The organism is Streptomyces adelaidensis (assembly GCF_016598475.1).
GTDB lineage: Bacteria > Actinomycetota > Actinomycetes > Streptomycetales > Streptomycetaceae > Streptomyces > Streptomyces adelaidensis.
In genome coordinates, this window is record NZ_JAEMUX010000070.1 from 20,605 (window position 1) to 47,401 (window position 26,797).

Annotated in this window: 30 protein-coding genes and 1 riboswitch; of the genes, 21 read left to right on the forward strand and 9 right to left on the reverse strand. The window is 71.7% G+C overall.

Features of this window, described 5'->3' with window-relative positions:
- The first annotated feature begins 2 nt into the window (after positions 1-2).
- Genes I8N67_RS30875 through I8N67_RS30895 form a run of 5 tightly spaced genes read left to right on the forward strand, consistent with a single transcriptional unit; the run spans position 3 to position 4,381 of the window.
- Entirely contained in the window at positions 3-1,349 is a 1,347-nt protein-coding gene (locus tag I8N67_RS30875; protein ID WP_200307531.1) for an L-fuconate dehydratase, read from the forward strand.
- Positions 1,346-2,161: an SDR family NAD(P)-dependent oxidoreductase gene (locus I8N67_RS30880; protein WP_200307532.1), complete on the forward strand. Its 816-nt coding sequence runs from the start codon at positions 1,346-1,348 to the stop codon at positions 2,159-2,161. Before I8N67_RS30875 ends, I8N67_RS30880 begins: the two co-directional genes overlap by 4 nt.
- A complete protein-coding gene (locus tag I8N67_RS30885) occupies positions 2,158-3,207 on the forward strand; it encodes an aldo/keto reductase (RefSeq protein WP_200307533.1) in 1,050 nt (349 codons plus the stop codon). Before I8N67_RS30880 ends, I8N67_RS30885 begins: the two co-directional genes overlap by 4 nt.
- Positions 3,204-3,515, forward strand: a complete 312-nt coding sequence (locus I8N67_RS30890; RefSeq protein ID WP_200307534.1) for an L-rhamnose mutarotase — start codon at positions 3,204-3,206, stop codon at positions 3,513-3,515. Before I8N67_RS30885 ends, I8N67_RS30890 begins: the two co-directional genes overlap by 4 nt.
- On the forward strand, positions 3,512-4,381 hold the full coding sequence (locus tag I8N67_RS30895) for an amidohydrolase family protein (protein WP_200307535.1): 870 nt from the start codon (positions 3,512-3,514) through the stop codon (positions 4,379-4,381). Before I8N67_RS30890 ends, I8N67_RS30895 begins: the two co-directional genes overlap by 4 nt.
- Here I8N67_RS30895 and I8N67_RS30900 read toward each other — a convergent pair.
- The 4 genes from I8N67_RS30900 to I8N67_RS30915 are packed head-to-tail and all read right to left on the reverse strand — an operon-like array spanning position 4,363 to position 7,114.
- Positions 4,363-5,238, reverse strand: coding sequence for an energy-coupling factor ABC transporter ATP-binding protein (locus I8N67_RS30900; RefSeq protein WP_200307536.1), 876 nt, complete (start codon positions 5,236-5,238; stop codon positions 4,363-4,365). The two genes, I8N67_RS30895 and I8N67_RS30900, sit on opposite strands and share 19 nt — an antisense overlap.
- Positions 5,235-5,984 (reverse strand): cobalt ECF transporter T component CbiQ, encoded by a 750-nt coding sequence (gene cbiQ, locus I8N67_RS30905; protein WP_200307537.1) that lies wholly within the window; start codon positions 5,982-5,984, stop codon positions 5,235-5,237. Before cbiQ ends, I8N67_RS30900 begins: the two co-directional genes overlap by 4 nt.
- Before the next feature lie 6 nt (positions 5,985-5,990).
- On the reverse strand, positions 5,991-6,410 hold the full coding sequence (locus tag I8N67_RS30910) for an energy-coupling factor ABC transporter substrate-binding protein (protein ID WP_234046572.1): 420 nt from the start codon (positions 6,408-6,410) through the stop codon (positions 5,991-5,993).
- Positions 6,407-7,114, reverse strand: coding sequence for an energy-coupling factor ABC transporter permease (locus tag I8N67_RS30915; protein WP_200307559.1), 708 nt, complete (start codon positions 7,112-7,114; stop codon positions 6,407-6,409). Before I8N67_RS30915 ends, I8N67_RS30910 begins: the two co-directional genes overlap by 4 nt.
- 30 nt (positions 7,115-7,144) lie before the next feature.
- Positions 7,145-7,327, reverse strand: a riboswitch (cobalamin riboswitch).
- A gap of 289 nt (positions 7,328-7,616) precedes the next feature.
- On the opposite strand from I8N67_RS30915, the gene I8N67_RS30920 reads away from it, so the two are divergent.
- A complete protein-coding gene (locus I8N67_RS30920; RefSeq protein WP_200307538.1) occupies positions 7,617-8,357 on the forward strand; it encodes a DUF1775 domain-containing protein in 741 nt (246 codons plus the stop codon).
- A 16-nt stretch (positions 8,358-8,373) separates the two neighbouring features.
- On the opposite strand, the gene I8N67_RS30925 is transcribed toward I8N67_RS30920, so the two are convergent.
- Positions 8,374-9,036 (reverse strand): lysophospholipid acyltransferase family protein, encoded by a 663-nt coding sequence (locus tag I8N67_RS30925; protein ID WP_200307539.1) that lies wholly within the window; start codon positions 9,034-9,036, stop codon positions 8,374-8,376.
- A 251-nt stretch (positions 9,037-9,287) separates the two neighbouring features.
- On the opposite strand from I8N67_RS30925, the gene nicT reads away from it, so the two are divergent.
- Positions 9,288-10,412, forward strand: coding sequence for a Nickel transporter NicT (gene nicT / locus I8N67_RS30930; RefSeq protein WP_200307540.1), 1,125 nt, complete (start codon positions 9,288-9,290; stop codon positions 10,410-10,412).
- Positions 10,413-10,476: 64 nt separating this feature from the next.
- Positions 10,477-11,613 carry a substrate-binding domain-containing protein gene (locus I8N67_RS30935; protein ID WP_200307541.1) on the forward strand — a complete coding sequence of 379 codons (1,137 nt, stop codon included), beginning with the start codon at positions 10,477-10,479 and terminating at the stop codon, positions 11,611-11,613.
- On the opposite strand, the gene I8N67_RS30940 is transcribed toward I8N67_RS30935, so the two are convergent.
- Positions 11,570-12,061, reverse strand: a complete 492-nt coding sequence (locus I8N67_RS30940; protein ID WP_200307542.1) for a MarR family winged helix-turn-helix transcriptional regulator — start codon at positions 12,059-12,061, stop codon at positions 11,570-11,572. The two genes, I8N67_RS30935 and I8N67_RS30940, sit on opposite strands and share 44 nt — an antisense overlap.
- 326 nt (positions 12,062-12,387) lie before the next feature.
- On the opposite strand from I8N67_RS30940, the gene urtA reads away from it, so the two are divergent.
- The 6 genes from urtA to I8N67_RS30970 all read left to right on the forward strand — a co-directional run bounded on the left by urtA (position 12,388) and on the right by I8N67_RS30970 (position 18,155).
- Entirely contained in the window at positions 12,388-13,638 is a 1,251-nt protein-coding gene (gene urtA / locus I8N67_RS30945; protein ID WP_200307543.1) for an urea ABC transporter substrate-binding protein, read from the forward strand.
- Positions 13,639-13,860: 222 nt separating this feature from the next.
- Complete coding sequence (gene urtB / locus I8N67_RS30950) at positions 13,861-14,748, forward strand: urea ABC transporter permease subunit UrtB (protein WP_200307544.1); 888 nt, start codon at positions 13,861-13,863, stop codon at positions 14,746-14,748.
- Positions 14,745-15,929: an urea ABC transporter permease subunit UrtC gene (urtC, locus tag I8N67_RS30955; protein ID WP_234046573.1), complete on the forward strand. Its 1,185-nt coding sequence runs from the start codon at positions 14,745-14,747 to the stop codon at positions 15,927-15,929. Before urtB ends, urtC begins: the two co-directional genes overlap by 4 nt.
- Complete coding sequence (gene urtD, locus I8N67_RS30960) at positions 15,926-16,729, forward strand: urea ABC transporter ATP-binding protein UrtD (RefSeq protein WP_200307545.1); 804 nt, start codon at positions 15,926-15,928, stop codon at positions 16,727-16,729. Before urtC ends, urtD begins: the two co-directional genes overlap by 4 nt.
- Positions 16,730-16,734: 5 nt before the next feature.
- Entirely contained in the window at positions 16,735-17,427 is a 693-nt protein-coding gene (gene urtE / locus I8N67_RS30965) for an urea ABC transporter ATP-binding subunit UrtE (protein ID WP_200307546.1), read from the forward strand.
- 119 nt (positions 17,428-17,546) lie between these two features.
- Complete coding sequence (locus tag I8N67_RS30970; RefSeq protein ID WP_200307547.1) at positions 17,547-18,155, forward strand: tRNA-specific adenosine deaminase; 609 nt, start codon at positions 17,547-17,549, stop codon at positions 18,153-18,155.
- Here the strand turns inward: I8N67_RS30970 and I8N67_RS30975 are convergent.
- Positions 18,128-19,411 carry an MFS transporter gene (locus I8N67_RS30975; protein ID WP_200307560.1) on the reverse strand — a complete coding sequence of 428 codons (1,284 nt, stop codon included), beginning with the start codon at positions 19,409-19,411 and terminating at the stop codon, positions 18,128-18,130. The two genes, I8N67_RS30970 and I8N67_RS30975, sit on opposite strands and share 28 nt — an antisense overlap.
- Before the next feature lie 148 nt (positions 19,412-19,559).
- Between I8N67_RS30975 and I8N67_RS30980 the strand changes: the two genes are divergently transcribed.
- Together I8N67_RS30980 and I8N67_RS30985 are read left to right on the forward strand one after the other, a co-directional pair.
- On the forward strand, positions 19,560-19,919 hold the full coding sequence (locus I8N67_RS30980; RefSeq protein WP_200307548.1) for an ArsR/SmtB family transcription factor: 360 nt from the start codon (positions 19,560-19,562) through the stop codon (positions 19,917-19,919).
- 33 nt (positions 19,920-19,952) lie between these two features.
- On the forward strand, positions 19,953-20,870 hold the full coding sequence (locus I8N67_RS30985) for a LysR family transcriptional regulator (RefSeq protein WP_200307549.1): 918 nt from the start codon (positions 19,953-19,955) through the stop codon (positions 20,868-20,870).
- Between the two features lie 37 nt (positions 20,871-20,907).
- Here the strand turns inward: I8N67_RS30985 and I8N67_RS30990 are convergent, their stop codons facing one another.
- A complete protein-coding gene (locus tag I8N67_RS30990; RefSeq protein ID WP_200307562.1) occupies positions 20,908-21,126 on the reverse strand; it encodes a hypothetical protein in 219 nt (72 codons plus the stop codon).
- On the opposite strand from I8N67_RS30990, the gene I8N67_RS30995 reads away from it, so the two are divergent.
- The gene (locus I8N67_RS30995; RefSeq protein ID WP_234046574.1) at positions 21,116-21,355 is read left to right on the forward strand and encodes a GNAT family N-acetyltransferase; all 240 of its coding nucleotides are present in this window, start codon (positions 21,116-21,118) and stop codon (positions 21,353-21,355) included. The genes I8N67_RS30990 and I8N67_RS30995 overlap by 11 nt on opposite strands.
- Before the next feature lie 58 nt (positions 21,356-21,413).
- On the opposite strand, the gene I8N67_RS31000 is transcribed toward I8N67_RS30995, so the two are convergent.
- Positions 21,414-22,280, reverse strand: a complete 867-nt coding sequence (locus tag I8N67_RS31000) for a (2Fe-2S)-binding protein (protein ID WP_200307551.1) — start codon at positions 22,278-22,280, stop codon at positions 21,414-21,416.
- A gap of 270 nt (positions 22,281-22,550) precedes the next feature.
- Here I8N67_RS31000 and I8N67_RS31005 point away from each other — a divergent pair, with 270 nt between their 5' ends.
- The 4 genes from I8N67_RS31005 (at position 22,551) to I8N67_RS31020 (ending at position 26,722) form a co-directional block, all read left to right on the forward strand.
- Complete coding sequence (locus I8N67_RS31005) at positions 22,551-23,519, forward strand: FecCD family ABC transporter permease (RefSeq protein ID WP_234046575.1); 969 nt, start codon at positions 22,551-22,553, stop codon at positions 23,517-23,519.
- The gene (locus I8N67_RS31010) at positions 23,516-24,565 is read left to right on the forward strand and encodes a FecCD family ABC transporter permease (RefSeq protein WP_200307553.1); all 1,050 of its coding nucleotides are present in this window, start codon (positions 23,516-23,518) and stop codon (positions 24,563-24,565) included. The genes I8N67_RS31005 and I8N67_RS31010 overlap by 4 nt, the downstream gene beginning before the upstream one ends.
- Before the next feature lie 228 nt (positions 24,566-24,793).
- Positions 24,794-25,615: an ABC transporter ATP-binding protein gene (locus I8N67_RS31015; protein ID WP_200307554.1), complete on the forward strand. Its 822-nt coding sequence runs from the start codon at positions 24,794-24,796 to the stop codon at positions 25,613-25,615.
- A gap of 90 nt (positions 25,616-25,705) precedes the next feature.
- Positions 25,706-26,722 carry an ABC transporter substrate-binding protein gene (locus I8N67_RS31020; protein ID WP_200307555.1) on the forward strand — a complete coding sequence of 339 codons (1,017 nt, stop codon included), beginning with the start codon at positions 25,706-25,708 and terminating at the stop codon, positions 26,720-26,722.
- Positions 26,723-26,797 lie beyond the last annotated feature (75 nt).

Consider the following 26,797-nt stretch of genomic DNA (forward strand, 5'->3'; position numbering starts at 1 on the left):
CCTTGACTGAAACCCCCACCCGGATCGCCCGGATCACCGGGGTCGACACCTTCGACGTCCGGTTCCCCACCTCGCGGGAGCTGGACGGGTCCGACGCGATGAACCCGGACCCCGACTACTCGGCCGCCTACGTCGTGCTGAGCACCGACGCCGGTGACGGCCTCGAAGGCCACGGCTTCACCTTCACCATCGGCCGCGGCAACGATGTCCAGGTCGCCGCGATCGGCGCCCTGCGGGACCACCTCGTGGGCCGCTCGGTGGAAGAGCTGTGCGCCGACCCGGGCTCGGTCAGCCGCGACCTGATCGGGGACAGCCAGCTGCGCTGGCTGGGCCCCGAGAAGGGCGTGATGCACATGGCCATCGGCGCCGTCGTCAACGCTGTGTGGGACCTGGCCGCCAAGCGCGCCGGGCAGCCCCTGTGGCGGCTGCTCGCCCACGCCGACCCCGAATGGCTCATCTCCCAGGTCGACTTCCGCTACATCGCCGACGCCCTCACCCCCGAGGACGCCCTCACCCTCCTGCGCGAGGGCCGGACCGGTCTCGCCGAGCGCGAGGCGACCCTGCTGGAGCGCGGTTACCCCGGCTACACCACCTCCCCCGGCTGGCTCGGCTACTCGGACGAGAAGCTCACCCGGTTGGCCAAGCAGGCCGTCGCCGACGGCTTCACCCAGATCAAGCTCAAGGTCGGCGCCGACCTCGCCGACGACCTGCGCCGCATGCGCACCGCACGGGCCGCCGTCGGCGACGGCATCCGCATCGCCATCGACGCCAACCAGCGCTGGAACATCGGCGAGGCGATCGAGTGGACCAGCGCCCTCGCCGAGTTCGACCCGTACTGGATCGAGGAGCCCACCAGCCCCGACGACATCCTCGGGCACGCCGCCGTCCGCCAGGCGGTCACCCCGGTGAAGGTCGCCACCGGCGAACACGTCCAGAACCGCATCATCTTCAAGCAGCTCCTCCAGGCCGGCGCCATCGACGTCCTCCAGATCGACGCCGCCCGCGTCGGCGGAGTCAACGAGAACCTCGCGATCCTGCTGCTCGCCGCCAAGTTCGGCGTGCCGGTATGCCCGCACGCCGGCGGCGTCGGACTGTGCGAACTGGTCCAGCACCTGTCGATGTTCGACTACCTGACCCTCTCCGGCACCACCGAGAACCGGGTCATCGAGTACGTCGACCACCTCCACGAGCACTTCACCGCACCCGTGGTGATGCGGGAGGGCCACTACGTCGCCCCCTCGGCCCCGGGCTTCTCCGCCACCATGCACCCCGAGTCGCTCGCGGAATACCGTTACCCGGACGGCACGTTCTGGGCCGCCGATCTCGCTGGACGGGAGGAAGTCGCATGACCGAGCAGACAGGCGCTCCGACAGGTGACCCGACGGGTGAGCCGACAGGCCATCAGTCAGGTGAGCCGGCAGGTCTCAAGGCGATCGTCACCGGTGGCGCGTCCGGTATCGGGCTCGCCACGGCCCGGCTGCTGGCCGCCCGGGGCGCCGCGGTGGCCGTGCTCGACCTCGAACCCGCCGGCGTGCGCGAACCGTTGCTCGGCCTCAAGGCCGATGTCACCGACGACGCCTCGGTACGGGCCGCCGTGGCGGAGGCCGCCGAACGGCTCGGCGGACTGGACATCGTCGTGAACAACGCGGGCATCGGCGCGCAGGGCACCGTCGAGGACAACCCCGACCTCCAGTGGCACCGCGTCCTGGACGTCAACGTCCTCGGCATGGTCCGTACCAGCCGAGCCGCCCTGCCTTACCTGCGGCGCTCCTCCCACGCGGCGATCGTCAACACCTGCTCCATCGCCGCCACCGCCGGCCTGCCGCAGCGCGCGCTGTACTCCGCCAGCAAAGGCGCCGTCCTCTCGCTGACCCTCGCGATGGCCGCCGACCACGTCCGCGAGGGCATCCGCGTCAACTGCGTCAACCCCGGCACCGCCGACACCCCCTGGATCGGCCGGCTCCTCGACTCCGCCGACGACCCCGAGGCCGAGCGCGCCGCCCTCAACGCCCGCCAGCCCATGGGCCGCCTGGTCACCGCGGACGAGGTCGCCGCCGCCGTCGTCTATCTGGCGAGCCCCGCGGCTGCCTCCGTCACCGGCACCGCCCTCGCCGTCGACGGCGGCATGCAGGGACTCCGGGTCCGCCCGGCGGGTTCATGAGGACCAGGACCCTCGGCGGCACCGGCGTCCGCGTCACCGAACTGGCGTACGGCGCCGCGAGCATCGGCAACCTCTTCCGGTCGGTGACCGACGAGGACGCCGCCGCGGCGATCGACGCCGCCTGGGACGCCGGCATCCGCACCTTCGACACCGCCCCCCACTACGGGCTCGGCCTGTCCGAACGCCGCCTGGGCGCCGCCCTCCAGGACCGCCCCCGGGACGCGTACACCGTCTCCACCAAGGTCGGGCGCCTGCTGGTGCCCAACGACGGAAGCCGAGACGGAAGCGGAGACGTGGGCGGAGAGAGGGGCGGCGACGACCTGGCCAACGGCTTCGCCGTCCCGGCCACCCACCGCCGCGTCTGGGACTTCAGCGCCGACGGCGTCCGCCGCTCCCTCGAAGCCAGCCTGGACCGGCTCGGTCTGGACCGGGTGGACATCGTCCTGCTCCACGACCCCGACGACCACGCCGAACAGGCCCTCCGTGAGGCCTACCCGGCACTGGAACGGCTGCGCGGCGAAGGCGTCGTCGGCGCGATCGGCGTCGGCATGAACCAGACCGCGCTCCCGGCCCGCTTCCTGCGCGAGACCGACATCGACGTCGTCCTCCTCGCCGGCCGCTACACCCTCCTGGAACAGGAAGGCCTCGCCGAACTGCTCCCCGAGGCCACCACCCGGGGCCGCAGCGTACTCATCGGCGGCGTCTTCAACTCCGGTCTGCTCACCGACCCGAAGCCGGGAGCCACCTACGACTACGCGCCCGCCCCGGCCTCCGTACTCGACCGGGCCCGGCGCCTGAAGACGGTCACCGAACGCCACGGTGTGCCCCTGCGAGCCGCCGCACTTCGCTTCCCCCTCGGCCACCCGGCCGTCGCGGGCGTCCTCACCGGCGCCCGCTCACCGGACGAGGTACGCGACACCGTGGAGCAACTGCGCGGCCCCGTACCGGCCGCCCTCTGGGACGACCTGCGTGCGGAAGGTCTGCTCGCCGCGGACGTCCCCGTCCCCGTCCCCGTTCCCGCCCCGTCGCCCAAGGAGCCGTCGTGAGGGTCGCCCTGCACACCAAGGTCCGCGCCGACCGCGTCGAGGAGTACGAGGCGGCGCACCGCGAGGTCCCCGAGGAGCTGACCGCCGCCATCCGTGCGGCGGGGGTGAACGAGTGGACGATCTGGCGCAGCGGCACCGACCTCTTCCACCTGCTGGAGGTGAAGGACTACCCGGCGATGATCGCCGAGCTGGAGAAACTGCCGGTCAACATCGCCTGGCAGGCCCGCATGGCCGACCTGCTCGACGTCGTCCACGACTACTCGGCCGAGGGCTCAGAGGCAGGGCTGCCCGTGGTGTGGGCACTATGACCGACACGGACACCGGCCCGAGGACCGTCGACGCGCACCACCATGTGTGGGACCTGTCCGTCCGTGACCAGGACTGGATCACCGGGCCCGAACTCGCCCCGCTGCGCCGCGACTTCACCCTCTCCGAGCTGGAATCGGCGGCGCGCTCGACCGATGTCGCCGCCACGGTGCTGGTACAGACGATCACCGTGCCCGAGGAGACCCCCGAGTTCCTGGCCCTGGCCGCCGGCAGCGCCCTGGTGGCCGGGGTCGTCGGCTGGACCGACCTCGCCTCTCCCGCTGTCGCCGACGCACTCACCGAACTGCGGGAATGCCCCGGCGGAGAGTTCCTGGTGGGCATCCGCCACCAGGTGCAGGGCGAACCCGACCCGCGCTGGCTGACGCGCCCGGACGTACTGCGCGGCCTGGCCGCCGTCGCCGACGCGGGACTCGCCTACGACCTGCTGGTCAAGCCCCACCAGCTCCCCGCGGCAGCGGAGGCGGCGGCCCGGCTCCCCGAACTCACCTTCGTCCTGGACCACTTGGCCAAGCCGCCCGTCGCCACCGGCGAACTGGAGCCGTGGGCGGGGGAGATACGGCGGCTGGCCGCCCTGCCGAACACCGTGTGCAAGCTCTCCGGCCTGGTCACGGAGGCCGACTGGGACTCCTGGCGCGTGGCGGACCTCGTCCCGTATGCCGACACCGTGCTGGACGCCTTCGGCCCCGACCGGCTGATGTTCGGATCCGACTGGCCCGTCTGCCAACTCGCCTCCGACTATGTCGAAGTCCTCGACGTGGCCGGTGTGCTGATGTCCGCACTGAACGACACCGAATACCGGGAGGTCTTCGCGGGCACCGCCGTCCGCACCTACGGCCTGCGGATCTGAGGCAGGCGCGGCGCGGGTTCGGTGCCCGCCGCCGCCATCGCGGCCAGCTCGTCCGGGGTGCGCGGACCGGGCGTATCGTCCCTCAACCTCCCCTGGCTACGCAGGAGTTGACCGACCGCGATACCCCAGGGGAGTCGAAGTCCCGCCTGCTGGAGGAGATCCGTGCGGGCGAGCATCGCGGCCACCGGGCCCGTGCGCGCTCCGGACGGGGTGAGCAGCGCCGCGTCGTCGGCCCACCGCAGGGCGAGGTCCACGTCATGCGTGGCCATCACGACCGTGGTGCCGGACCCGCGCAGCTCGTCCAGCGTGGCAAGCAGCCGTTCCTGGCCGTCGGGGTCGAGCCCCGCGGTCGGCTCGTCGAGGATCAGCACCCGGGGCCGCATCGCGACCGCGCCGGCGATGGCCGTCCGCTTGCGCTGGCCGTAGGAGAGCAGATGGGTGGGCCGGTCGGCGAGCGCGGTGATGCCGAGGGCGCCGAGCGCCTCGTCCACCCGCACCCGCACCTGCGCGTCGGACAGACCGAGGTTCAGCGGCCCGAACGACACGTCCTGCGCGACGGACGCCGCGAACAGCTGGTCGTCCGGGTCCTGGACGACCAGCTGCACGGTCGTACGCAGCCGCGTCAGCCCCTTGCGGTCGTACGTGACGGGCCGCCCCTCGACCGCCAACCCGCCCGTACGCGGCCGCAGTCCACCGCTGAGCAGCCGCATCAGCGTCGTCTTGCCGCTGCCGTTGCGGCCCAGCAGCGCGAGCGCCCGCCCCTCGGGCACCTCGAAGTCGAGGTCACTGAGCACGGCCGGGCCGTCCTCGTAGGCGAAGGACGCGCCCCGCAGGGCGACCAGCACGGGCTCGCTCATGTCAGCGGCCTTTCCAGTACGAGGGTGAGCGCGGCCAGGGCCGCGAGGAGCACGACACTGGCCGTGGTGAAGCGGACGGAGACCCGGGCCTCGGGCACCAGGACGCGTAGGGTGCCGTCGTAACCCCGTCCGGCGAGCCCGGTCTGGAGCCGCGCCGCCCGGTCGAAGGCCCGCACGAACGCGGTGGCGCCGAGCCCGGCGAGGGAACGCCAGGTGGCGGCCCGCGTGATGTGCCCCAGCCGGGCCGCCTGCGCCTCCCGGATCCGGCGCACGGAGTCCAGCAGCAGAAAGCTCATGCGGTACGTGACCAGCGCGACGTCCACGACCGGCGCGGGCACCCCGGCGTTCACCAGCCGCGGCAGCAGGTCCGACATGGGTGTCGTGAAGGCGAACAGGAGGACGCCGAGGGAGGCGGCCGAGGTGCGCAGCAGCAGTTCCCCGGCGCGGACCGGGCCGCCCCCGGCCAGGGTCACGAACCCGTCGGGCCCGCCGACCTGGACGAGCAGAGGCAGCGCCCCGGTGACACAGAAACCCAGCGGCACGCGGTAGGCGCGCCACAGCCGGCGGCCGGGTACGCCCGCCGGGCCCAGCAGCACGGCGAGCGCGGTCAGCAGCACCAGGGCCGCGCCGGGCCAGGGCGGCAGGGAGATCGCGAGCACCGTGAGCCCCAGTCCGAGCACCGCCTTGTCCACGGGATGGCGGTGGCGCCAGCGACTGCTGTGCGCCGCCGCGTCGATCGGCAGCACGGGGGCTCAGACCCGGCCGGTGGTGGACTGCCCGGCGTCCTCGGGTGAGCCTTCGCCACCGGCGGAAGCCGCCCTGGTCACAGTGTCCGGCGCGGTCTTCCCGGCCGCGTCCAACTGCGCGCGCGCCCGCTCCTCACCCTGGCGCCGACCCCGGTGGATACCGAAGTAGTAGGCGAGGACACCCGCGCCGAGCGCGGCCTGGAGGGAGAACAGCGCCGACTCGATCTCGCCGGACGGCGGCTCGTACAGGGGCGAGAACCACGGCTTGTAGTCCGGTTCGATCTCGGTGATCGCGGTCTCCGCCTCGCCGTCGGCGCCCGTGAAGGGCTCCTCCTTGTGGTCGCCGAGGCCGAGGGCCAGCGGCAGTACGGCGAGCGCGGCCACGACGAGCAGCAGCAGGGCGTTGATCTTCGTGTTCCGGTTCATCGGGCCACCACCTCGGTCTCGGTCTCGGTCCGGTTCTGCTTGCCGCTCAGGAGCACACCGAGCCGGGTCAGTTCGCCCTTGCTCGACTGCACCAGCAGACGCATGACCAGGACCGTGAGGAGCCCCTCGCTCACTGCGAGCGGGAGCTGGGTGACGGCGAAGATGGAGCCGAACTTGCCGAGCGCGCCCAGGAAGCCGCTGCTCGGGTCGGGGAACGCGAGCGCCAGCTGCACGCTGGTGACGCAGTAGGTGGACAGGTCGGCGACGAACGCGCCGAAGAACACCGTGACCATCAGTGGCACACCGAAACGCCGGAGCAGGCGGTAGACGGCGTATCCCGCCCACGGTCCGACGATCGCCATCGAGAAGACGTTGGCGCCGAGCGTGGTCAGGCCGCCATGCGCGAGCAACAGGGCCTGGAAGAGCAGGGTGATGGTGCCCAGCACCGCCATGATCGGCGGCCGGAACAGGATGGCGCCCAGCCCTGTGCCGGTGGGGTGGGAACAACTCCCGGTCACCGACGGCAGCTTCAGCGCGGACAGAACGAAGGTGAAGGCCCCCGAGGCACCGAGCAGCAGCGTGCTCTCGGGGTGCTCCCTGACCTCACGGGTGAGTGAACGTACTCCGTGGACGACGAATGGCGCGGACGCGACGCTCCAGGCGATCGCGTGCGCCGGAGGAAGGAAACCCTCGGCTATGTGCATGGCTCCGCAGACCCTCTCCAGCACCTCGTGGATGGTTGACGCGCCCTGGCCGGTCTCCTGGCTGACGGGTGACACCGCCCGTGCTCCGCCTTCCCGGGTCCGAGGACCCAGTGGCTGTCCGTGAGGACTGGAGCCGGACTTCCCGATCACAGTGGCGAGGGCCGCACCGGCATCACACCGGATTTCCCGTTCACCAAGGCGTGGTGACAGTAGTGCCCGCGCAAGGGCGCTGACAAGCGGAGACGGGGGCGCGAAAGCGGTGGTGAACAGCACACCCCGGCGCACGCCCCCGCAGTCACACGCGGCACGCACCACCAGGGAGAACGGACGGCCTTGCCCCGGTCACGACGGCAGCTCCGCCGCGCAGCACGTCGCTCTGCCGGTGTGACGGTCCTTCCGGCGGGGCCCGACTGCCCTTTCGGCAGGGCCCGGCCGCCCTTGGCCCGGCCTCCGTCCTGCGCTTGAATGCACTCTTCACACCATCGGTAAAAGGGAGTCAGCTGTGCACCGCCCGACCTTGGCACCCTGCACCCGCCGTCTCGGCATCCTCACCACCGTCGCGTTGGCGCTCACCGTCGCCACCGCGGCACCCGCCGCGGCCCACACGGAGGTCGAGGCGGAAGGCGCCCGGGCCCTCGACCAGAACGTGGAGCTGACCTTCTCCGCGGAGTCGGAGTCCGCCTCCGCCGGCATCACCGAGCTGGAGGTGATCCTGCCCAAGGGCATCACCCCGGCCGACATCACCTACGAAAAGGGCCCCGACGGCTGGAAGTTCGCCCCTACCGACCGGGGCTACACCGTCTCCGGGGAGAAGCTTCCGGTGGGGGAGGACGCCGAGTACGTCGTCACCGTACGGCAGTTGCCCGACGTGAAGTCGCTGGTCTTCAAGACGCTGCAGTCCTACAGCGACGGCAACGTGGACCGCTGGATCGAGCTGGCAGAGGAGGAGGGCGGTGACGGTCACGGCCACGGTCACCCCGCGCCCAGCCTCGACCTGTTGGCCGCCGCTCCCGGCGCGGAACTGGTGAGCCCCACCCCCAGCCCTTCGTCGGAGCCCACGACGGCCGCCCCGTCGGCAGACCCGACCACCGAATCACCGGCTCCCTCCGCGGAGGCCGCGGCCGACAGTACGGACGGCGACGACGGCCTGCCCCTCGCCGTACCCCTCGGCATCGGCGCGGCCGTCCTCGTCCTCGGTGCCGGAGCGTGGTGGCTCAGGAGCCGCAGGGGCGGGACCGCCTGACACGCCCTGAGGAGGGTCAGGCGGCGAGTGCGGCGGGCTCGCCGAGGTGGGCGGCGGCCGTCCGCCAGGCTGCCGTCACCGCGACGTGCGCCTGCGACGTGCGTGCCGCACTGTCGCCGGTCAGGGTGAGCGGTGCTCCCACGTGGACGTGCAGGACCGGCCGGCGCAGCGGCGCGGTCGCCAGCCCGGCGAGCTGCTTGGCCGCGTTCCCCGAGGTCACCCGGCGCGCCCCGGCCTGGCCGACCGGGACGACAGGGGCGCCGGTGCGCTCGGCGAGCCGGGCCAGACCGCTGCGGAAGACATCGGGCGCGGCCTCGGCGGCATCCCTGCGGAGCGGGATGCCGCCTTCGGCGTAGATGAGGACCAGCCGGCCCTCCTCCAGGGCGGCCGCGGCGAGATCGAGCGCCTGGGCGGCGCGCCGGTCCCCGCGATACACGGGGATGTGCCCTTCGCGGACGAGCGCGCGCCCGAGCAGCGGCACGCGCCACAGTCCGGCCGCCGCCATGGCGACCGGCCGCACACCGAAGTGGCGCAGCGCAGCGGCGACGACGAGGGGGTCGGCGAGCGAGGTGTGGTTCGCGGCGATGATGCTGCCCGGTGCCAGCTCGGTGTCGGCCTCGGCGGTCACCGTGAGCCGTCCGACGAGGGGCACCAGGACATCGGCGATTCGGCTGAGCATGTGGATCCCCCGGTCTCCATGGTGTGATCTTCATCATCGGCGGGTGCGTAGCAGCCGGCTTGAGCACGCGTACTCAGTTCGCGGGCGCCCGGTACCCAGTCCTGCCCAGGGACCCACAGCTGACCGAAACGTGGCACGAGCTTTACTGCGACGTAGTTGCAGCTACACACCCACCGCACAAGGCTGAAGGGGACCGGAACGCACGCGCCATGCGCGGCACGCACCCCGCACGAGAAGAAGGCACCCGACCCATGGCCACCGTTCCCGACACCGCCCGCTCGGCCACCACCGACCAGGGCGGTTTCTCATGGCGTCGGATCCGCGCCTCGATGACGCGCAAGGAGTGGGGGAACCTGGGAGGGATGGCCGCGTTCATCCTGGCGCTGCACGTCATCGGCTGGTTCACCCTGGTCGTGATCGTCGCCCCCGAGCACTACAGCCTGGGCAGCAAGACCTTCGGCATCGGCATGGGCGTCACCGCCTACACCCTGGGCATGCGGCACGCCTTCGACGCCGACCACATCGCGGCCATCGACAACACCACCCGCAAGCTGATGGGCGAGGGACAGCGCCCGCTGTCGGTCGGCTTCTGGTTCTCCCTCGGCCACTCGTCGATCGTCTTCGCCCTCACCTTCCTGCTCACCCTCGGCGTCAAGGCACTCGCCGGGCCGGTGCGCGACGACGGCTCCCGGCTGCACGACATCACCGGCTGGATCGGCACCACGGTCTCCGGGACGTTCCTGTACGCCATCGCGATCGTCAACCTGGTGATCATGGTGGGGATCTGGAAGGTGTTCCGCGCGATGCGCTCGGGCTCCTTCGACGAGGCGGCCCTGGAGGAGCAGCTGAACAAGCGGGGCCTCATGAACCGGCTCCTCGGCCGGCTGATGAAGTCGATCAGCCGGCCGTGGCAGATGTACCCGGTCGGCCTGCTCTTCGGCCTCGGCTTCGACACGGCGACGGAGGTCGCGCTCCTGGTGCTGGCCGGCTCGGGCGCGGCCTCCGGACTGCCCTGGTACGCGATCCTGTGCCTGCCCGTCCTCTTCGCGGCCGGGATGTCACTGCTCGACACGATCGACGGCTCGTTCATGAACTTCGCATACGGCTGGGCGTTCTCCGAGCCGGTCCGCAAGGTCTACTACAACCTCACCATCACCGGTCTGTCCGTCGCCGTCGCACTGATCATCGGCACGGTCGAACTCCTCGGCCTCGTCGCCGAGCAGGCGGATCTGCACGGCCCGTTCTGGGACTGGATCTCCGGCCTGGACCTCAACACGGTCGGCTACGTCGTCGTCGGGCTGTTCTTCGTCACCTGGGCGGTCGCCCTGCTGGTGTGGCGGTTCGGACGTATCGAGGAGAAGTGGACGACCGGCTGAACGAATCGGTCTCGATCCGGGACCGCGCATGGGGCGCCGATGACGATCACGCCATCATGGGGCCATGAACCGGCCACCGCTCCGCCTCCACACACCCGAGTGGTTCACGGCCGACGACTCGACCCTGAACGTGGCGCTCGTCTACCCGATGCAGGGCCCCGCCGGGATCTTCGGCCCCACCTGCGGGGCGTGCGCGCGGCTGGCGGCCGAGGAGGTCAACAAGGCCGGGGGAGTGCTGGGCAAGGAGCTGCGGCTGATCGAGGTCGACGGCGGGGCCGAGCCGCGGCGGGTCGCGGAGGACGTGGAGGCCCTGGTCGCGTCGGGCGCCGTACAGGGCGTCACCGGCTGGCACATCTCCTCGGTCCGGCAGGCGGTGGCCCCGCGGATCGCCCACCGGGTGCCGTACGTCTACACCGCGCTCTACGAGGGCGGGGAGCGCACCGAGGGCGTCTTCATGGCCGGTGAGACGCCTTCGTGGCAGCTGCTGCCCGCGATGCGGCTGCTCGCCGAGTCGCGCGGCGTGCGCCGCTGGTTCGTCGTCGGCAACAACTACGTGTGGCCCCGGCACACCGCCCGGGCCGCCCGCGGCTACGCGCGCGAGTGCCGGGGGCGGGTCTGCGGCGAGGCGTATCTGCCGCTCGGCACCGACGGCATCGACGGCACGGACGGCTTCGAGGACGTGCTGCGGCGCATCGAGCGGGCGGACGCCGACGGCGTCCTGATGCTCCTGGTCGGCAGCGACGCGGTCCGCTTCAACCGGGCCTTCGCCGCCTCCGGACTCGACCGGCGATGCCTGCGGCTGAGCACGCTGATGGACGAGAACATGCTGATGGGCAGCGGCCCCGAGGCCACCCTCGACCTCTACAGCACAGCCGGCTTCTTCGCCTCGCTCGCCGACCAGAGCACCCTGGACTTCCACGGCCAGTACGCCGGCCGCTTCGGCCTCGAAGCACCCACGCCCGGCAGTCTCGGCGAGTCCTGCTACGAGGGCGTCCTGCTCCTCGCGGCACTCATCGAACGGGCCCGCGCCCTGGATGTGGCCGCGATAGGGGCGGCAGCCGACAGGGTCTGGTACGAGGGGCCGCGCGGCCTGCTGAGTCTGGACGGGCGGCATGTGCGCCAGCGCATCTACCTGGCGCGGGCGGACGGCTACGACTTCAACGTGATCGCCCAGCTGCGCGCTCCGCACGACCTGCGCTGACCCCGGCCCGGCCGTCGACGGCTCCGCCCTCCAGGGTCCGGGCCAGCCGGTCCAGCAGGAGGGCCAGCCGCTGCCCGTCCTCCCCGGCCGTCACCGGCTCCAACTCGGCCCAGTCGGCCCGCACTTCGCGGGCGAGCAGCCGGTGGCGCTCCACGCCGCGCGGGGTGAGATGAGCCAGGACGCGGCGCCGGTCGGCGGGATCGACGCGGCGGAACACGAGGTTCTGGTCGACGAGTTGGTCGATCAGCTTGGTCAGGCTCGGCGCCGGCAGGAAGGCGTGGTCGGCGAGAGCCGTCATGTTGTGCCCTTCCCCGTCGGAGAGCAGATCGAGGACCCGCCATGCCTCGACCGAGCAGTCGAACTCGTCGAGCACCAACTGGACTCGGCGCACGGAAAGGCGCTCGGCACGGGTCAGCAGGTGCAGCAGTTCCTCGGGCCGCCTCGCCATGGCTCTCCCTCACCTCGCGTTCGCACGTCCCCGCGACGGGGATGCCCGGAGCCTACCTTCGATCACCGCGCTGCTGACAGAGAAGCAGAAACACATCCTTTCTGCAGGAAGTAATAAATGCCCTCGCTGAGTGGCTGTCAAACGGGAGTCGCCAGCGGCCCCTTCCATTTTATTGACCATGGAAAATACTTCCCCTGGAAACTGTTCTTCAATTGCGCCGAAACACAGGGGAAACAGTTTCCTCGCAGGCTGTGGACGCACTTCAGTGGCCACCCCAAGTCTTTCGCTCCTCTTCACAACGCCCCTTGTGGGCAAGGAGGTATTGCATGTCCGGGCTCAGCATCAGCAGACGCGGTCTCCTCGCGGGCGCCTCGGCGGTCGGCGCGACCGCCGCCCTCAGCGCGTGCGGCGCCAAGACGGGCAGCGACACGACGTCCACCGGTGCCCAGGCGGACACCTCCGGCGACACCGTCAAGGTGGGTCTGCTGAACTCGCTCTCGGGCACCATGGCCATCAGCGAGGTCACCGTCCACAACGCGCTACTGCTCGCGGTCAAGGAGATCAACGCCGCCGGCGGCGTCCTCGGCAAGAAGCTGAAGCCCGTCAGCCAGGACGGTGCCTCCGACTGGCCGACCTTCGCCGAGAAGGCGGAGGCCCTGATCACCGACGACAAGGTGATCGCCACCTTCGGCTGCTGGACCTCCGCCAGCCGCAAGGCCGTCAAGCCGGTCTTCGAGCGCTACAAGTCGCTCCTCTTCTACCCCGTGCAGTACGAGGGCCTGGAGCAGTCCCCGTACATCTTCTACATCGGCGCCACCACCAACCAGCAGATCGTCCCCGCCCTCGACTACCTCAAGAAGCAGGGCCTGACCCGGTTGTACCTGGTCGGCAGCGACTACGTCTTCCCGCGCACCGCCAACAAGATAATCAAGGCGTACGCCGAGGCCCAGGGCATGAAGGTGGTCGGTGAGGACTACGCGCCGCTCGGCTCCACCGAGTTCAGCACCATCGTCAACAAGGTGAAGGACGCCGGCGCGGACGCCGTGTTCAACACCCTCAACGGCGACAGCAACGTGGCCTTCTTCAAGGAGTACAAGTCCGCGGGACTCACCGCGAAGAGCCTGCCCGTGCTGTCCGTGTCGATCGCCGAGGAAGAGGTCAAGAGCATCGGCACGCAGTACCTGGAGGGCCAGTTGACGGCCTGGAACTACTACGAGACCACTCCGGGTGCGGCGAACGAGAAGTTCGTGAAGGCGTATCAGGCCGCGTACGGCGCGGACAAGCCGACGAGTGACCCGATGGAGGCCGCCTACATCTCCGTCCACCTCTGGAAGGAGATGGTCGAGAAGGCCGGGTCCTTCGAGGCGGCGAAGGTGAAGAAGGCGGCCGACGGCATCGAGCTCGACGCGCCCGAGGGGAAGGTCACCGTCGACGGCGCGACCCAGCACGTCTACAAGACCGCGCGTATCGGAAAGGTCGGCTCGGACGGTCTGATCACCGAGGTCTGGAACTCCGGCAAGCCGATTCAGCCCGACCCGTACCTGAAGGGCTACGACTGGGCTGCCGGCCTCTCCTGAGGTCTCCTCGCCCCCGCCGCCCCTACCCGTCCCACCCCCGGGGCTCCGCCCCGGACCCCGCTCCTCAAACGCCGGAGGGGCTGATTTTTCAGCGGGGGTCTGGGGGCGCGGCCCCCAGGAACGGGATGGGACGGGTAGGGGCGGCGGGGGCGAGAAAAGAAGGCCCCGCCCACGCAGACCATCGCACCCGAACGCCCCGTCCCCCCGACCCGGAGCCGCTCAATGACGGTCATCCTCAACCAGTCCTTCACCGGCATCAGCATCGGTGCCGTACTCCTGCTGATCGCGCTCGGCCTGACCCTGACCTTCGGTCAGATGGGCGTGATCAACATGGCGCACGGCGAGTTCATCATGGCCGGCGCCTACACGACGTACGTGCTGCAGAAGTCCATCAGCAGCGCCGGCGCCTCCCTGCTCGTGGCGCTCCCCCTGGCCTTCCTGGTCGCGGGAGCGATGGGCGCACTGCTCGAATTGCTGCTCATCCGGCGCCTCTACACGAGACCTCTGGACACCCTGCTGGTGACCTGGGGCGTCTCCCTGATGCTCCAGCAGCTGGCCCGCGACGTCTTCGGCGCCCCGAACGTCCAGGCCCGCGCCCCCGACCTGCTGACCGGCAACATCTCGGTCGGCGGCGGCATGACCTTCGCGAACAGCCGGCTGTTCATCCTCGGCCTCGCCCTGCTGTGCGTCCTGGGTCTCACCCTGATCCTGCGCCTGACGCCGCTCGGCCGCCGTATCCGGGCGGTCGTCCAGAACCGCGACCTCGCGGAGGTGTCGGGCATCGCGACCGAACGGGTGGACCGTACGACGTTCTTCATCGGCTCGGGCCTCGCGGGCGTGGCCGGTGTGGCGCTGACGCTGGTCGGCCCGATCGGCCCGACGATGGGCACCAACTACATCGTCGACGCCTTCCTGGTCGTGGTCGTCGGCGGGATCGGCCAGCTCAAGGGCAGCGTCATCACGGCCTTCGCACTCGGCGTCCTGCAGTCCGTGCTGGAGTACTCGACGACGGTCAGCGTCGCCAAGGTCGTCGTGCTGGTGGCGATCGTCGCCTTCCTGCAATGGCGGCCCCAGGGCCTGTACACACTGCGCACCAGGAGCCTGGCATGACGACGACAACGCCCTCTCCCGAGAAGACTGCTCCCGCGGCAGAGCCGTCGGCATCCGTCCTGGACCGCTTCCGTGTGCCCGGCGCCTTCCTCCTCGGCGCCGTCCTGCTCATCGGCGTCGCCCCGCTCGCCCTCTCCGACTTCCGGCTCAACCTCCTCGCCAAATACCTGTGTTACGCGATCGTGGCGGTCGGCGTGAGTCTCGCCTGGGGCCGCGGCGGGCTGCTCGTCCTCGGCCAGGGCGTCTTCTTCGGCCTCGGCGGCTACGCCATGGCCATGCACCTCAAGCTCACCGACGCCGCGGCGACCGGCCAGCCGCTGCCCGACTTCATGCAGCTGTACGGCACCGGCGACACGCTGCCCTGGTGGTGGGAGCCGTTCGCCAACCCGGTCTTCGCGCTCGCCATGACCGTCCTGCTGCCCATGGCGGTCGCCGGGCTGCTCGGCTTCCTCGTCTTCCGCCGCCGGGTGAAGGGCGCGTACTTCGCGATCCTCAGCCAGGCGCTGGCCGCCGCCCTCGCCATCTGGCTCGTCGGCCAGCAGGCCACCACCGGAGGCACCAACGGCCTCACCGACATGCAGGGCTTCTTCGGCTACGACCTCGACGACCCGGTCAACCAGCGGATGGTGTACTTCATCATCGCCGCCGTGCTCCTGCTGCTGATGGCCGCGGCCCGTCAGCTGTTCGTCAGCCGCTACGGCGAACTCCTCGTCGCCGTACGGGACTCCGAGGAGCGCGTCCGTTTCCTCGGCTACAACCCGGCCGACGTCAAGCTCGTCGCGTACGTCGTCGCCGCCGGCATGGCGGGCCTCGCGGGTGCCCTCTTCGTCCCGGCGGTCGGGATCATCTCCCCGGCCCTGATCGGCGTCGTCCCGTCCATCGGCTTCGTCATCGGCGCGGCGGTGGGCGGCCGGGCCTCCCTGGTGGGTGCCGTACTCGGCGCGATCGCGGTGGCCTGGGCGCAGAGCACGCTCTCCGACGCCTTCCCGGCCGCGTGGACATACCTCCAGGGCATGCTGTTCGTGCTGGCGGTCGGCTTCCTGCCCGGCGGCCTGGCCTCCCTGGCGAGCGTGGTGCGCAAGCGCCGTACCCCGACGACCCCGACCCCGACCTCGATCCCCACCCCCACCCCGACCCCGGCACCGGCACCGGCCTCGGCCCGGACAGGAGGAACGGCATGAGCGGCGAGGGACTGACGGTCCGCGATCTGCGGGTCACGTTCGACGGCTTCAAGGCCGTCGACGGCGTGGACCTCGACATCCGCCCCGGCGACCTGCGCTTCCTCATCGGCCCGAACGGCGCCGGCAAGACGACGCTCGTCGACGCGGTCACCGGACTGGTGAAGTCCACCGGGTCGGTGCGCTTCGGCGGCGAGGAGCTCATCGGCAGGCCCGTCCACCGGATCGCCCGCATGGGCATCGGCCGTACGTTCCAGACGGCCACGGTCTTCGAGGAGCTGACCGTCCTGCAGAACCTGGACATCGCGGCGGGCGCCGGACGCGGCCCGCTGACGATGCTCCGGCGCCGCAAGGGCATACCCGAGCCGGTGAACAGGGCCCTGGAGACCACCGGGCTGACCGACCTGCGGGACCGCCCGGCGGGCGTCCTCGCGCACGGTCAGAAGCAGTGGCTGGAGATCGGCATGCTGCTCGTCCAGGACGTGAGGCTGCTGCTGCTCGACGAGCCCGTCGCCGGTATGAGCCATGACGAACGCGAGTCCACCGGCGAGCTGCTGCGACGCGTCAGCGAGGACCACACGGTCGTCGTCATCGAGCACGACATGGACTTCATGCGCTCCTTCGCCCGCAGCGTCACCGTCCTGCACGCAGGCAAGGTCCTCAGCGAGGGCTCGGTCAGCGAGGTCCAGGCCGACGCCAAGGTCCAGGAGGTGTACCTGGGCCGGGCCGCCGAACCGGAGCCAGAGCCCATCCGCGCCGCCGAACCGGCCGCCGCTGCCGTACCCGTCGGCGAGGAGGCGTGACACCCATGCTGGAGATCAACTCCGTCCAGGCCGGCTACGACCGGACGACCGTGCTGCACGGCGTGACCGTCGCCGTACCGAAGGACGGCGTCGGAGCCGTCCTCGGCCACAACGGCGCCGGCAAGAGCACCCTCCTGCGCGCGGCGATGGGCCTGCTCAAGCCGCGGAGCGGGAGCGTCCTGCTGAACGGCGAGGACATCACGAACCTCGCCCCGCACCAGCGGGTGGCCAGGGGCATGGCGTACGTCCCCCAGGGCCAGCAGTCCTTTCCGCACCTCACCACCGCCGAGAACCTGCGACTCGTCGCCGACGGCCGGCCCGACGGCAAGGAGGCCGTCGCCGAGGCCCTGGACCTGTTCCCCGCCCTTCGGGAGCTGTCCGGTCGACGGGCAGGGCTCCTCTCCGGCGGCCAGCGTCAGCAACTCGCCATCGCCCGCGCCCTGATCACCCGTCCGAAGCTCCTGCTGCTCGACGAGCCCACCGAGGGCATCCAGCCCTCCGTCGTCGCCGAGATCGAGGAGACCGTCCTCGCCCTGACCCGCCGCGGCGGTCTCTCCGTCCTCCTCGTCGAACAGCACGTGGGCTTCGCGATGCGGGCGGCTCAGCGGTACTACGTACTGGAAGCGGGCCGGGTCACCTCCTCGGGTGAGGGAGGGACGGGGGCCGAGCGGACCGTGCGGGCGGCGCTCAGCGTCTGACGGTTCACCGCCGACGTCACTGCGACGGGTGCGGTGACCGTGGTGTGGGCGGTGGGGTGAGACTGGGCACGTCACACTGCCCTGGCCGCCGACCGAGCCCACCGAGAGGACGTCCGATCGTGATCGAGCTTGTGAAGGAATTCCGCGTGGCCCTGCCGGCGTGGATCGACGACGAGCTGGCCGACGTGCCCGCCGTCGTCCCCGACCGCGAGGACCGTATGCGGCTCGTGCACCGGCTCGCGGACCGCAACTGGCGGGAGGGCGACGGCGGCCCGTTCGCGGCCGTCGTCGCCGAGCAGGACACCGGCCGGATCGTCTCCGTCGGTGTGAACGTCGTCCTCACCACCGGCGTCTCCAGCGCCCACGCCGAGGTCGTCGCCCTCGGCCTCGCCCAGCGGGCGGCCGGCGGCTGGGACCTGGGCGGCGACGGCCTGCCCACTCACGAACTGGTCGTCAACTGGCGTCCGTGCGTGCAGTGTTACGGCGCCGCGATGTGGTCCGGAGTACGCGGTCTCGTCGTCGCCGGTGAGGGCCCCGAGCTGGAGGAGATCACGACGTTCGACGAGGGCCCGCTCGGCGACGACTGGGCCGAGCAGTTCGAGGCCCGCGGCATCAAGGTCGTGAGCGACGTCCTCCGCGACGAGGCACTGGCCGTGTTCCGCGCCTACCGCGAGGCCGTCGACGCCGACGACATCGTCGTCTACATCGCCCGAGGCGGCATCGACTGATACCGAGCCGGTCCTCGCCGCGCCAGGACCGCGCGCACATCGGCCGTCGGCCGAGCCGGCCACAGCCGTACGGCCGACAGCGCGGCGCCCAGCGCGATCGCCCCCAGCGCGAGGACCGCCCAGCCGAGCCCGGCCGCCGCCCCGAGCCACCCGGCCAGCGGATACGTCAGCAGCCAGCAGCCGTGCGAGAGGGAGAACTGCGCGGCGAACACGGCCGTACGCTCCCCGGGCGGCACCGAACGGCGGATGAGCCGCCCGGTCGGAGTGAGCACCGCCGAGCACGCGGCACCGAACGCGGCCCAGACGACGAGCAGCGCGGGCAGCCGCCAACTCCCGCCCTGCGCGCCCGTGATCACCCCGAGCGCGCCGAAGACGACGGCCAGCGACAGCGCGCCCGGCAGCATCACCGCCCGGTCCGGCACCCGGTCCAGCAGACGCGGCAGAGCCAGCGCCACGACCATCGACCCGGCCCCGTACGCCCCGAGCGCCAGCGGCAGGGCGCCCGCCGACAGCCCCAGCACCTCGCGGACGTAGACGACGGAATTGACGGTCACCATCGCACCGGCCGCCGCGACCGCGAGGTCGAGCGCGAGCAGGGACCGCAGTCGGGGGACGCCGAGCAGGAGGCGGGTGCCGGCGGTCGCCTTGGCGTACGCGCCACCCCCGCACGGGGTGGTGGGGGCGGCCCGCTCGGGCAGGGCGGTGGTGACCACGAGCGCGGCCGAGGCGAGGAAACCGAGGACGGTGCCGGTGAACAGCCAGTTGTAGGTGATGACGGACAGCAGCGCGGCCGCCAGCACGGGGGAGAACAGGCTCTCCAGGTCGTACGCCAGCCGCGACATCGACAACGCCCGCGTGTAGTCGCGCTCCTCGGGCAGCACATCGGGGATGACGGCCTGGAACGTGGGTGTGAACGCGGCCGAGGCGGACTGGAGGAGGAAGACCAGGACGTACACCTGCCAGACCTCGCCCACGAACGGCAGGAACACGGCGACCCCGGCCCGGATCAGGTCTGCCGTCACCATGAGCGCCCGGCGCGGCAGCCGGCCGGCGATCGCGCCGACGGCCGGGGCGATCAGCACGTACGCCGCCATCTTGATCGCGAGCGCGGTGCCGAGCACGGAACCCGCGTCGGCACCCGCGATGTCGTACGCGAGCAGACCGAGGGCGACGGTCGCGAGCCCTGTTCCGGCCAGGGCGATGACCTGGGCGGCGAAGAGACGCCGGTAGGTGCGGTGGCGCAGGACGGCGAGCATCCGGGTGGCTCCCCTCGGCTCGACGGTGTGGCCCTGCGGGCCGGTGCCCACAAGTCTAACCATCATGTGCGCAGATGCGCACATGATGGTTAGAGGTGAGGCCGCGACGGGTTCCCGCACCCCCGGCCGGTGCCTCTAGGCTGGGCTCATGTCTGAACGCCACGCCGTGTCACCTGCGTCCGGTGCGCATCTGCGCGCCCCCGACAGCGCACGGCTCGCCGAGGCGACCGGAGTGTTCGCGATGCTCTCCGACGTCACCCGGTTGCATCTGCTGTGGCTCCTCGCCCAGGGCGAGTCGGACGTCGGCACGCTGGCCGAACGCTGCGAGGCGTCCCGCACCGCGGTCAGCCAGCACCTGGCGAAGCTGCGGCTCGCCGGGCTCGTGGACACCCGCCGAGAAGGACGCCACATCCACTACAGCCTCAGCGACGGCCATCTGCGGCGCCTGGTCGTGGAGGCGCTCAGCCACGCGGACCACCGGGTGAGCGGGCAGGCGCCGCACGACTGACGCGTGGCAGCCGTACAAGGTGAGAGGCCGAACGTGACCGCTGATTTCTCGCTCCGGCAACTGGAGTACTTCGTGGCCGTGGCCAACACGGGCTCCATGAGCGCGGCCGCCGTCCAGTGCCACGCCTCCCAGGCGGGCATCTCCACCGCGATCACCGACCTGGAGCGGCGGCTCGGCGTGCAACTGCTGGTGCGGCGGCGGGCCAAGGGCGTCTTCCTCACCGAGGCCGGCACCCGCGTCCTGGCGCACGCGCAGGCCGTACTCGCCCGGGCCGAGGATCTCCGGGCGGGCGCCAAGGCGGAGAAGGGGCAGCTGGCCGGCCGGCTCACCATCGGGTGCTACGCCACTCTCTCCCCGTTCCTCGTCCCGCCGCTCGTCGACGGTTTCACCCGGCTCCACCCCGCCGTCGACCTCCATTTCGTCGACGGCTCCCAGGAGGAGATCCGCCAGTCCCTCCTCGACGGCACCTGCGACCTCGCCCTCCTCTACGAGACCGGCGCGGAGGCGGGCCTGACCTGCACGACCGTGCGGACGCGCAAGCCGTACGTGATCCTGCCGCCCGGCCACCCCCTGGCCGGGCGCGACGCCGTCTCCCTGACCGAACTCGCCGACGAGCCCCTGATCGTCTACGCGTCCCCGCCCGCCCCGGCCAACGCCGACCGCTGGCTGCACGCCGCCGGTGTCAAAGCCGCCGTCCGCTACCGCACTTCCAGCATCGAGGCCGTACGCGGCCTGGTCGCCCGGGGCCTCGGCTATTCCATGCTGATCCAGCGCTGGCCGACCGACGCGAGCTTCGAGGGCCTGCCCCTCGCCTCGGTGCCGATCAGCGACCCACTGGAGGAGGTCCGGGTCGTCGTCGCCCACGCCGCGAACGTCGTCCCCACCCACCGGGCGCGTGCCTTCGCCGAGTACGCGCGCGAGACCTTGGCGACCCCGGAGGGGAAGGACTGACCGGCTCGGAGACTGCGGTCGCCTGCGACGAGTGGCGTCAGCCGCCCCGGGCGAGCAGCAGCCCACCGAGGCACGCCACGGCGGCCGAGGCGACCATGGTCGCGGCCATCGGCAGCGCCGTGCCCTCCCCGCCCAGTCCGGCCGGCGGCGCCACGACGGCGGCCAGTGCGAACTGCGTGGCGCCCAGCAGCGCCGAGGCGCCGCCGGCCGCGTGCGGGGCGCGGGCGGTGGCGAGTGCCGTCGCGTTGGCGGCCACCAGTGGGCTGGGGGTGGGGGACCGGCTGGTCCGGGCGGTGCACGAGTGGGCCGTGCGGGAGCGGGCGGTGGCCTTGGAACTCGCGGTGAGACCGGACAACGAGCATGCGATCGCGCTCTACCGCCGGCACGGATTCGAAGCCACCGAGCGGCTCGGCGATGTGCTGCCCGACGGGCTGCGCAGGGAACACATCATGGTGAAGACGCTCGGTCCTGGCCGGGCCGCATGACGCCCCCGCCGCCGTGGTCGCGGGGGGCCGCTGATCGCGTGCGGTGGGCGACGCGCAGTCAGTTCTCCAAGCGGAGCAACCGCTCCGCGTCACATGTGCGCGGGCAGGTGGAGCAGGCCTCGGCCGGGCGGATCGTGTAGTAGAGGCAGCAGCCGAGGCGGGTTCGGGTGGGGTGTTCGAGGCCGTCGCTCGTGCGGAGGGAGCGGAAGTCGGCGCCGCCGGGGAAGGGGGCGTGGGCGGTGGGCAGGACCTCCGAGGCCGCCCGTACGCCGGCCTGCTCCTCGCCGAGGATGCGGCCGAGGTACCAGAGGCCGGAGACCAGGTCGTCGGAGACCAGACCCCACAGGGCGCGCGAGCCCCGGCGGACGTAGGGGCCGATCGCGTCCAGTACGGGGCCCATGTGGTCGGCGACCGCACTCCTCAACTCGGCCCGCAGGCCCTCCTGGTGGGGTACGGACCGTGCACCCGGCAGTGCCGCCGCCGCGTCGTCCGGCAGACAGGCCAGGTCGGTGCCGGGGCTGATCTCGTACGTGCCGGACGCGAGGTCGACCCGTATGTCGTCGGGGGCGATGCGGGGGACGCGGCGCTCCAGGTACCAGACGCCGCTCATCAGCAGGCCGACCGACCACGCGTAGTCATGGAGGGCGCGGGAGGCGGCGACATGGCGGGGCGCGGTGTGGTCGTGGAAGTCCCGGATGCGGGCGGCCTCGGCCTCGACGAAAGCCTCGATGGACTCCTGACTTTCCGTCAATATCACTGTGCGGTTGGCCAGTTGGATTGACGATGTCGACGCGCGGCCGGGTTCCACGACGCGTACGGCCAGTGCCTCGCACACCGTGTCCAGGCGGCGGTAGGCGGCGGCGAGGAGGGCGGGGACAGGCGTGGCGGTGTCGGCCCGGGGGGTCTCCAGGGGGGCCACGGCCATCGGTAACTCCAGAGAGTGAGGGGGTTTGGCGAGAGAAGGAGGTAAGGCTTACCTTAGCTGCAAGATCGCGTGCCGACGACCAGGCGGGGTGTCGAGTGGTGAGTCGCGTTGTTGACCAGCCAAGTTACTTACCGGTTGATCCAGGGCGGTGTGGGTCACAGTGGACACACAGCCGTTGAAAACTAAAGCATGCCTAACCTAAGCTCACTTTTCGTGACTGCGACCGAACGGGCCGCGCCGTTTGGCGAACCCCCGCGTGCCCTGAGGCACTTGCCCCTCTTCCTCGGCGGCATCGGCGCCCTGGCGCTCTGCGCCGCGCTGAGCCTCGCCCTCGGAGCCCGCTCCGTGCCCCTGTCCACGGTCCTCGACGCGCTGTCGGGTCACGCGGAGGGCCGGGACGCACTGGTGGTGACGGGGCTTCGGCTGCCGCGCACGGTCATCGGCCTCGCCGTCGGTGCCGCGCTCGGCGTGGCCGGCGCCGTGGCGCAGGGGATCACCCGCAATCCGCTCGCGTCCCCAACCACCCTGGGAATCAACGCCGGAGCGGGCTTCGCGGTCGTCGTCGCCATCTTCGCGCTGAAACTCACGGACCCCGTCGAGTACGTGTGGTTCGCCTTCGCGGGTGCCGCCGGCGCCGCCGTCTTCGCCCAGGCACTGGCGCGCCGGGCCGGCGACATCGACCCGGTGCGACTCGCGCTCGGCGGCACCGTCCTCCAACTCGTGCTGCTCTCCTGGACATCCGCGGTGATGCTGGCCAGCCGGCGCACCCTCGACGAGGCGCGTTTCTGGCTGGCCGGCTCCATCGCCGGACGCCAACTCGACACCCTGTGGCCGGTGCTGCCGACCCTCGTGGTCGGCCTGCTGCTCGCCCTGGCCGTATCGCCCGCCCTCAACGCCCTCGCGCTCGGCGACGATTCGGCCCAGGCGCTCGGCGTACCCGTCACCCGCATCCGGCTCGCCGGCGGCATCGCGGTCGTCCTGCTCGCCGGATCCGCGGTGGCGGTGGCCGGCCCCGTCGCCTTCATCGGACTCGCCGCACCCCACCTCGTCCGCCCGCTCCTCGGCGGCGACCACCGCCTCCTGGTCCCCGGCTGCCTCATCCCCGGCCCCCTCCTCCTGCTCACCGCCGACGTCGCGGGCCGCCTCGTCATCCGCCCGGCGGAACTGGAAGTCGGCATCGTCACCGCCTTCCTGGGCGCACCCCTGCTGGCCCTGCTCGCCCGGAAGGTCGCCCGATGACGCTGACGTACAAGGCGGTCGCAGGACGGGACACCCGCCGTACGACCGGCCGCGGCAGCCTCCTCGCGTACGGCACGACCGGCCTCCTCGTACTGCTCGGCCTGCTCACGGTCGCCGTCTCCACGGGGGAGATGGGCATGCCCGCGTCCGTCGCGCTCCGCGCGCTGGCCGGGTTCGGAGATCCGGGCGATGTGCTGGTGGTGCAGGAGCTCCGCGCGCCGCGCGCCGTCGCCGCCATCGTGGCCGGGGCCGGTCTCGGCGCGGCCGGCTGCGTCCTGCAACGGCTCTTCCGCAACCCCCTCGCCTCCCCGGACGTGATGGGCGTGACGGGCGGCGCCTCGCTCGGCGCCGTCGCCCTGCTGGCCGCCGGAGCCTCCCAACTGCTGATCCCCATCGGTGCGTTGGCCGGCGGGCTGCTGTCCGCCCTGCTGCTCGGCGTGTTCGCCTGGCGCTCCGGGCTCGCCGTCACCCGCCTCGTCCTCACCGGTCTCGCCGTCCAGGCGGGCCTCGCCGCCGCGGTGAACCTGATGATCGTGCGCTTCCCGGCCGAACTCGCGGGCTCGGCCCTCCAGTGGACGACCGGATCGGTGTACGGCCGCACCTGGACGGAGGTCTGGGGCGGGGCCGCCGCCGTGCTGCTCGCCCTCGCCGCCGCCCTGATCACCAACCGCCGGCTGGCCGTGCTCGACCTGGGCGACGACTCGGCCGGCGCCCTCGGCCTCAACACCTCCGCCGCCCGCCTCCAACTCCTCCTCATCGCCGTCACCCTGGCCTCGCTGGCCGCCGCGCTCGCCGGCCCCGTCACCTTCGTCGCCCTCGCCGTGCCGCACATCGTGCGCTTCCTCACCGGCCCGCCCACCGCCGCGACCCTCGCCCTGGCCGCCCTCACCGGAGCCGTCCTCCTCCTCGCCTCCGACCTGGTCGTCCAGCACCTCCTCCCGATCGAGGGCCTGCCGGTCGGCGCTGTCACCGCCACCCTCGGCGCGCCCTGGCTGCTGGTGCTGATGTTCCGGCAGAGCACGCCGGTGCGGGGGAGCGGCGCGTGAGCGGGTGGGTGGGGCTGGTCGCGCAGTTCCCCGCGCCCCTGAGAAGCAGGGGCTTCGCCCCGTGCTTTTCGGCCCGCAGAGCCGTCCTCCTCAGCCCCGTGAGGCCTGGTCTTTGAGGGGCGCGGGGAACTGCGCGACCAGCCCCCACTCACCCGCGCCCGAAGACCACACCCGACCGTCAGCCGTCCCCCTCGTACCGCCACCCCACGCCCGCCCCCAGGAGCCCGCATGACCACCACCAACCAGCTCTCCACGCAGGGCCTCGACCTGCGCTACGGCGACCGGCTCGTGGTCGGCGGGCTCGACCTGACCCTCCCCGGCGGCGCCGTGACGGCCATCGTGGGCCCCAACGCCTGCGGTAAGTCAACGCTGTTGAGAGGGCTCAGCCGACTGCTCGCGCCCGCCGCCGGTACGGTCACGCTCGACGGCGCCGACATCCACGGCATGTCCGCCCGGTCGCTGGCCCTCCGGATGGGTCTGCTGCCGCAGCAGCCGGTCACCCCGGAGGCGATCACCGTCGAGGCGCTCGTACGACTGGGCCGGTACCCGCACCAGCGGCTGCTGAGCCCCTGGTCGGCGGCCGACCAGAAAGCCGTGGACGAGGCGCTGGAGCGGACCGGTACAACGGGGCTGCGGGACCAGCCCGTCGACCAGCTCTCCGGCGGACAGCGCCAACGCGCCTGGATCGCACTGGCGTTGGCGCAGGACACCGAACTGCTCCTGCTCGACGAACCGACCACCTTCCTCGACCTGCGGCACCAACTCGACGTCCTCGACCTCGTCGCCGCCCTGCACGCCGAGGCCGGCCGCACCGTGGTGATGGTGCTGCACGACCTCGGACAGGCCGCCCGTTACGCCGACCACATGGTCGTGCTCAAGGACGGGCGCCTCGCCGCCGCCGGCCCACCGGCCGAGGTGCTCGACGCGGACCTGGTCAGATCCGTTTTCGACGTGGACTGCCGGGTCATCCCCGACCCGGAGACCGGCACACCGCTGGTCGTCCCGAAAGGCAGTGCGGCACGGCACACCGCCGCGCCCGCCACCGCCTGACCGTTCAACCCCCATATCCGGTCGTCTCCCTGGGACCCAGGCACAACCGGTTCACCCGGACACCCGTACGTCGACAGAAAGACCACCCTCATGCTCAAGCGATCCCCCCTGCGCGGATTCGGCCGGCCCGTCGCCGCGCTGCTCGCCGTCGTCCTCAGCACGGGCGCCCTCGCCGCCTGCGGCAACGACGACTCGACGAAGGAGAGCGACACCGCTCAGGCCGGCGCCGACAGCGCCGCGTTCCCGCGCACCCTCAAGACCGTGATGGGCGACGTCAAGATCCCGTCGCAGCCCAAGAAGGTCGTCGTCCTCGACACCGGTGAGCTGGACGACGTCACCCTGCTCGGCATCGACCCGGTCGGCGCCGTCGCCCCGCACTTCAAGACCGAGGGAGGCTTCCCGACCTACCTGGAGGGCGACCTCAAGAACACCACGGACGTCGGCCCGCTCCTGGAGCCGAACCTGGAGAAGATCGCCTCCCTCAAGCCCGACCTGATTCTCTCCTCCAAGGTCCGCCACGAGAAGGTCTACGACAAGCTCAGCGCCATCGCCCCGACCGTGTTCACCGAGACCACCGGCGGTGTGTGGAAGGAGAACCTCGAGGTCCACGCCGAGGCGCTGGGCCTGGAGGACGAGGCCGTGGCCCAGCTGAAGGAGTACGAGACGCAGGCCGAGGCGCTCGGCACGGCCATCGAGAAGAAGGACGGCGCCATGCCGACCGTCTCCGTGGTCCGCTTCGTCGCCGGCCCGACCCGTCTCTACGCCTCCAACTCCTACAGCGGTGTCGTCCTCGACGACATCGGCTTCCAGCGCCCGAAGTCGCAGATCTCCGACGACCCGGCCGTGACCATGAAGGACGTCAGCCCGGAGGAGATCGACCAGGCCGACGCCGACCTGATCTTCGTCACCACCGCCGACACCCCGGACAAGACCCAGCAGAAGCAGGTCACCGCCAACCCCGTGTGGAAGGACCTGCCCGCCGTCAAGGACGGCAAGGTCTTCGAGGTCCCGGACGAGACCTGGATGTCCGGCATCGGCGTCCAGGCGGCCGAGGAGATGCTCGCCGACGTCGCGAAGGCCACCGGCGTCGAGCTGCCCAAGCAGTAACTCCCGCTGTTCTCGGGGCGGGCCCCAGCCGGGGGCCGGGGGGCCCGCCCCCCCCCCCCCCCCCCCCGGGGGGGG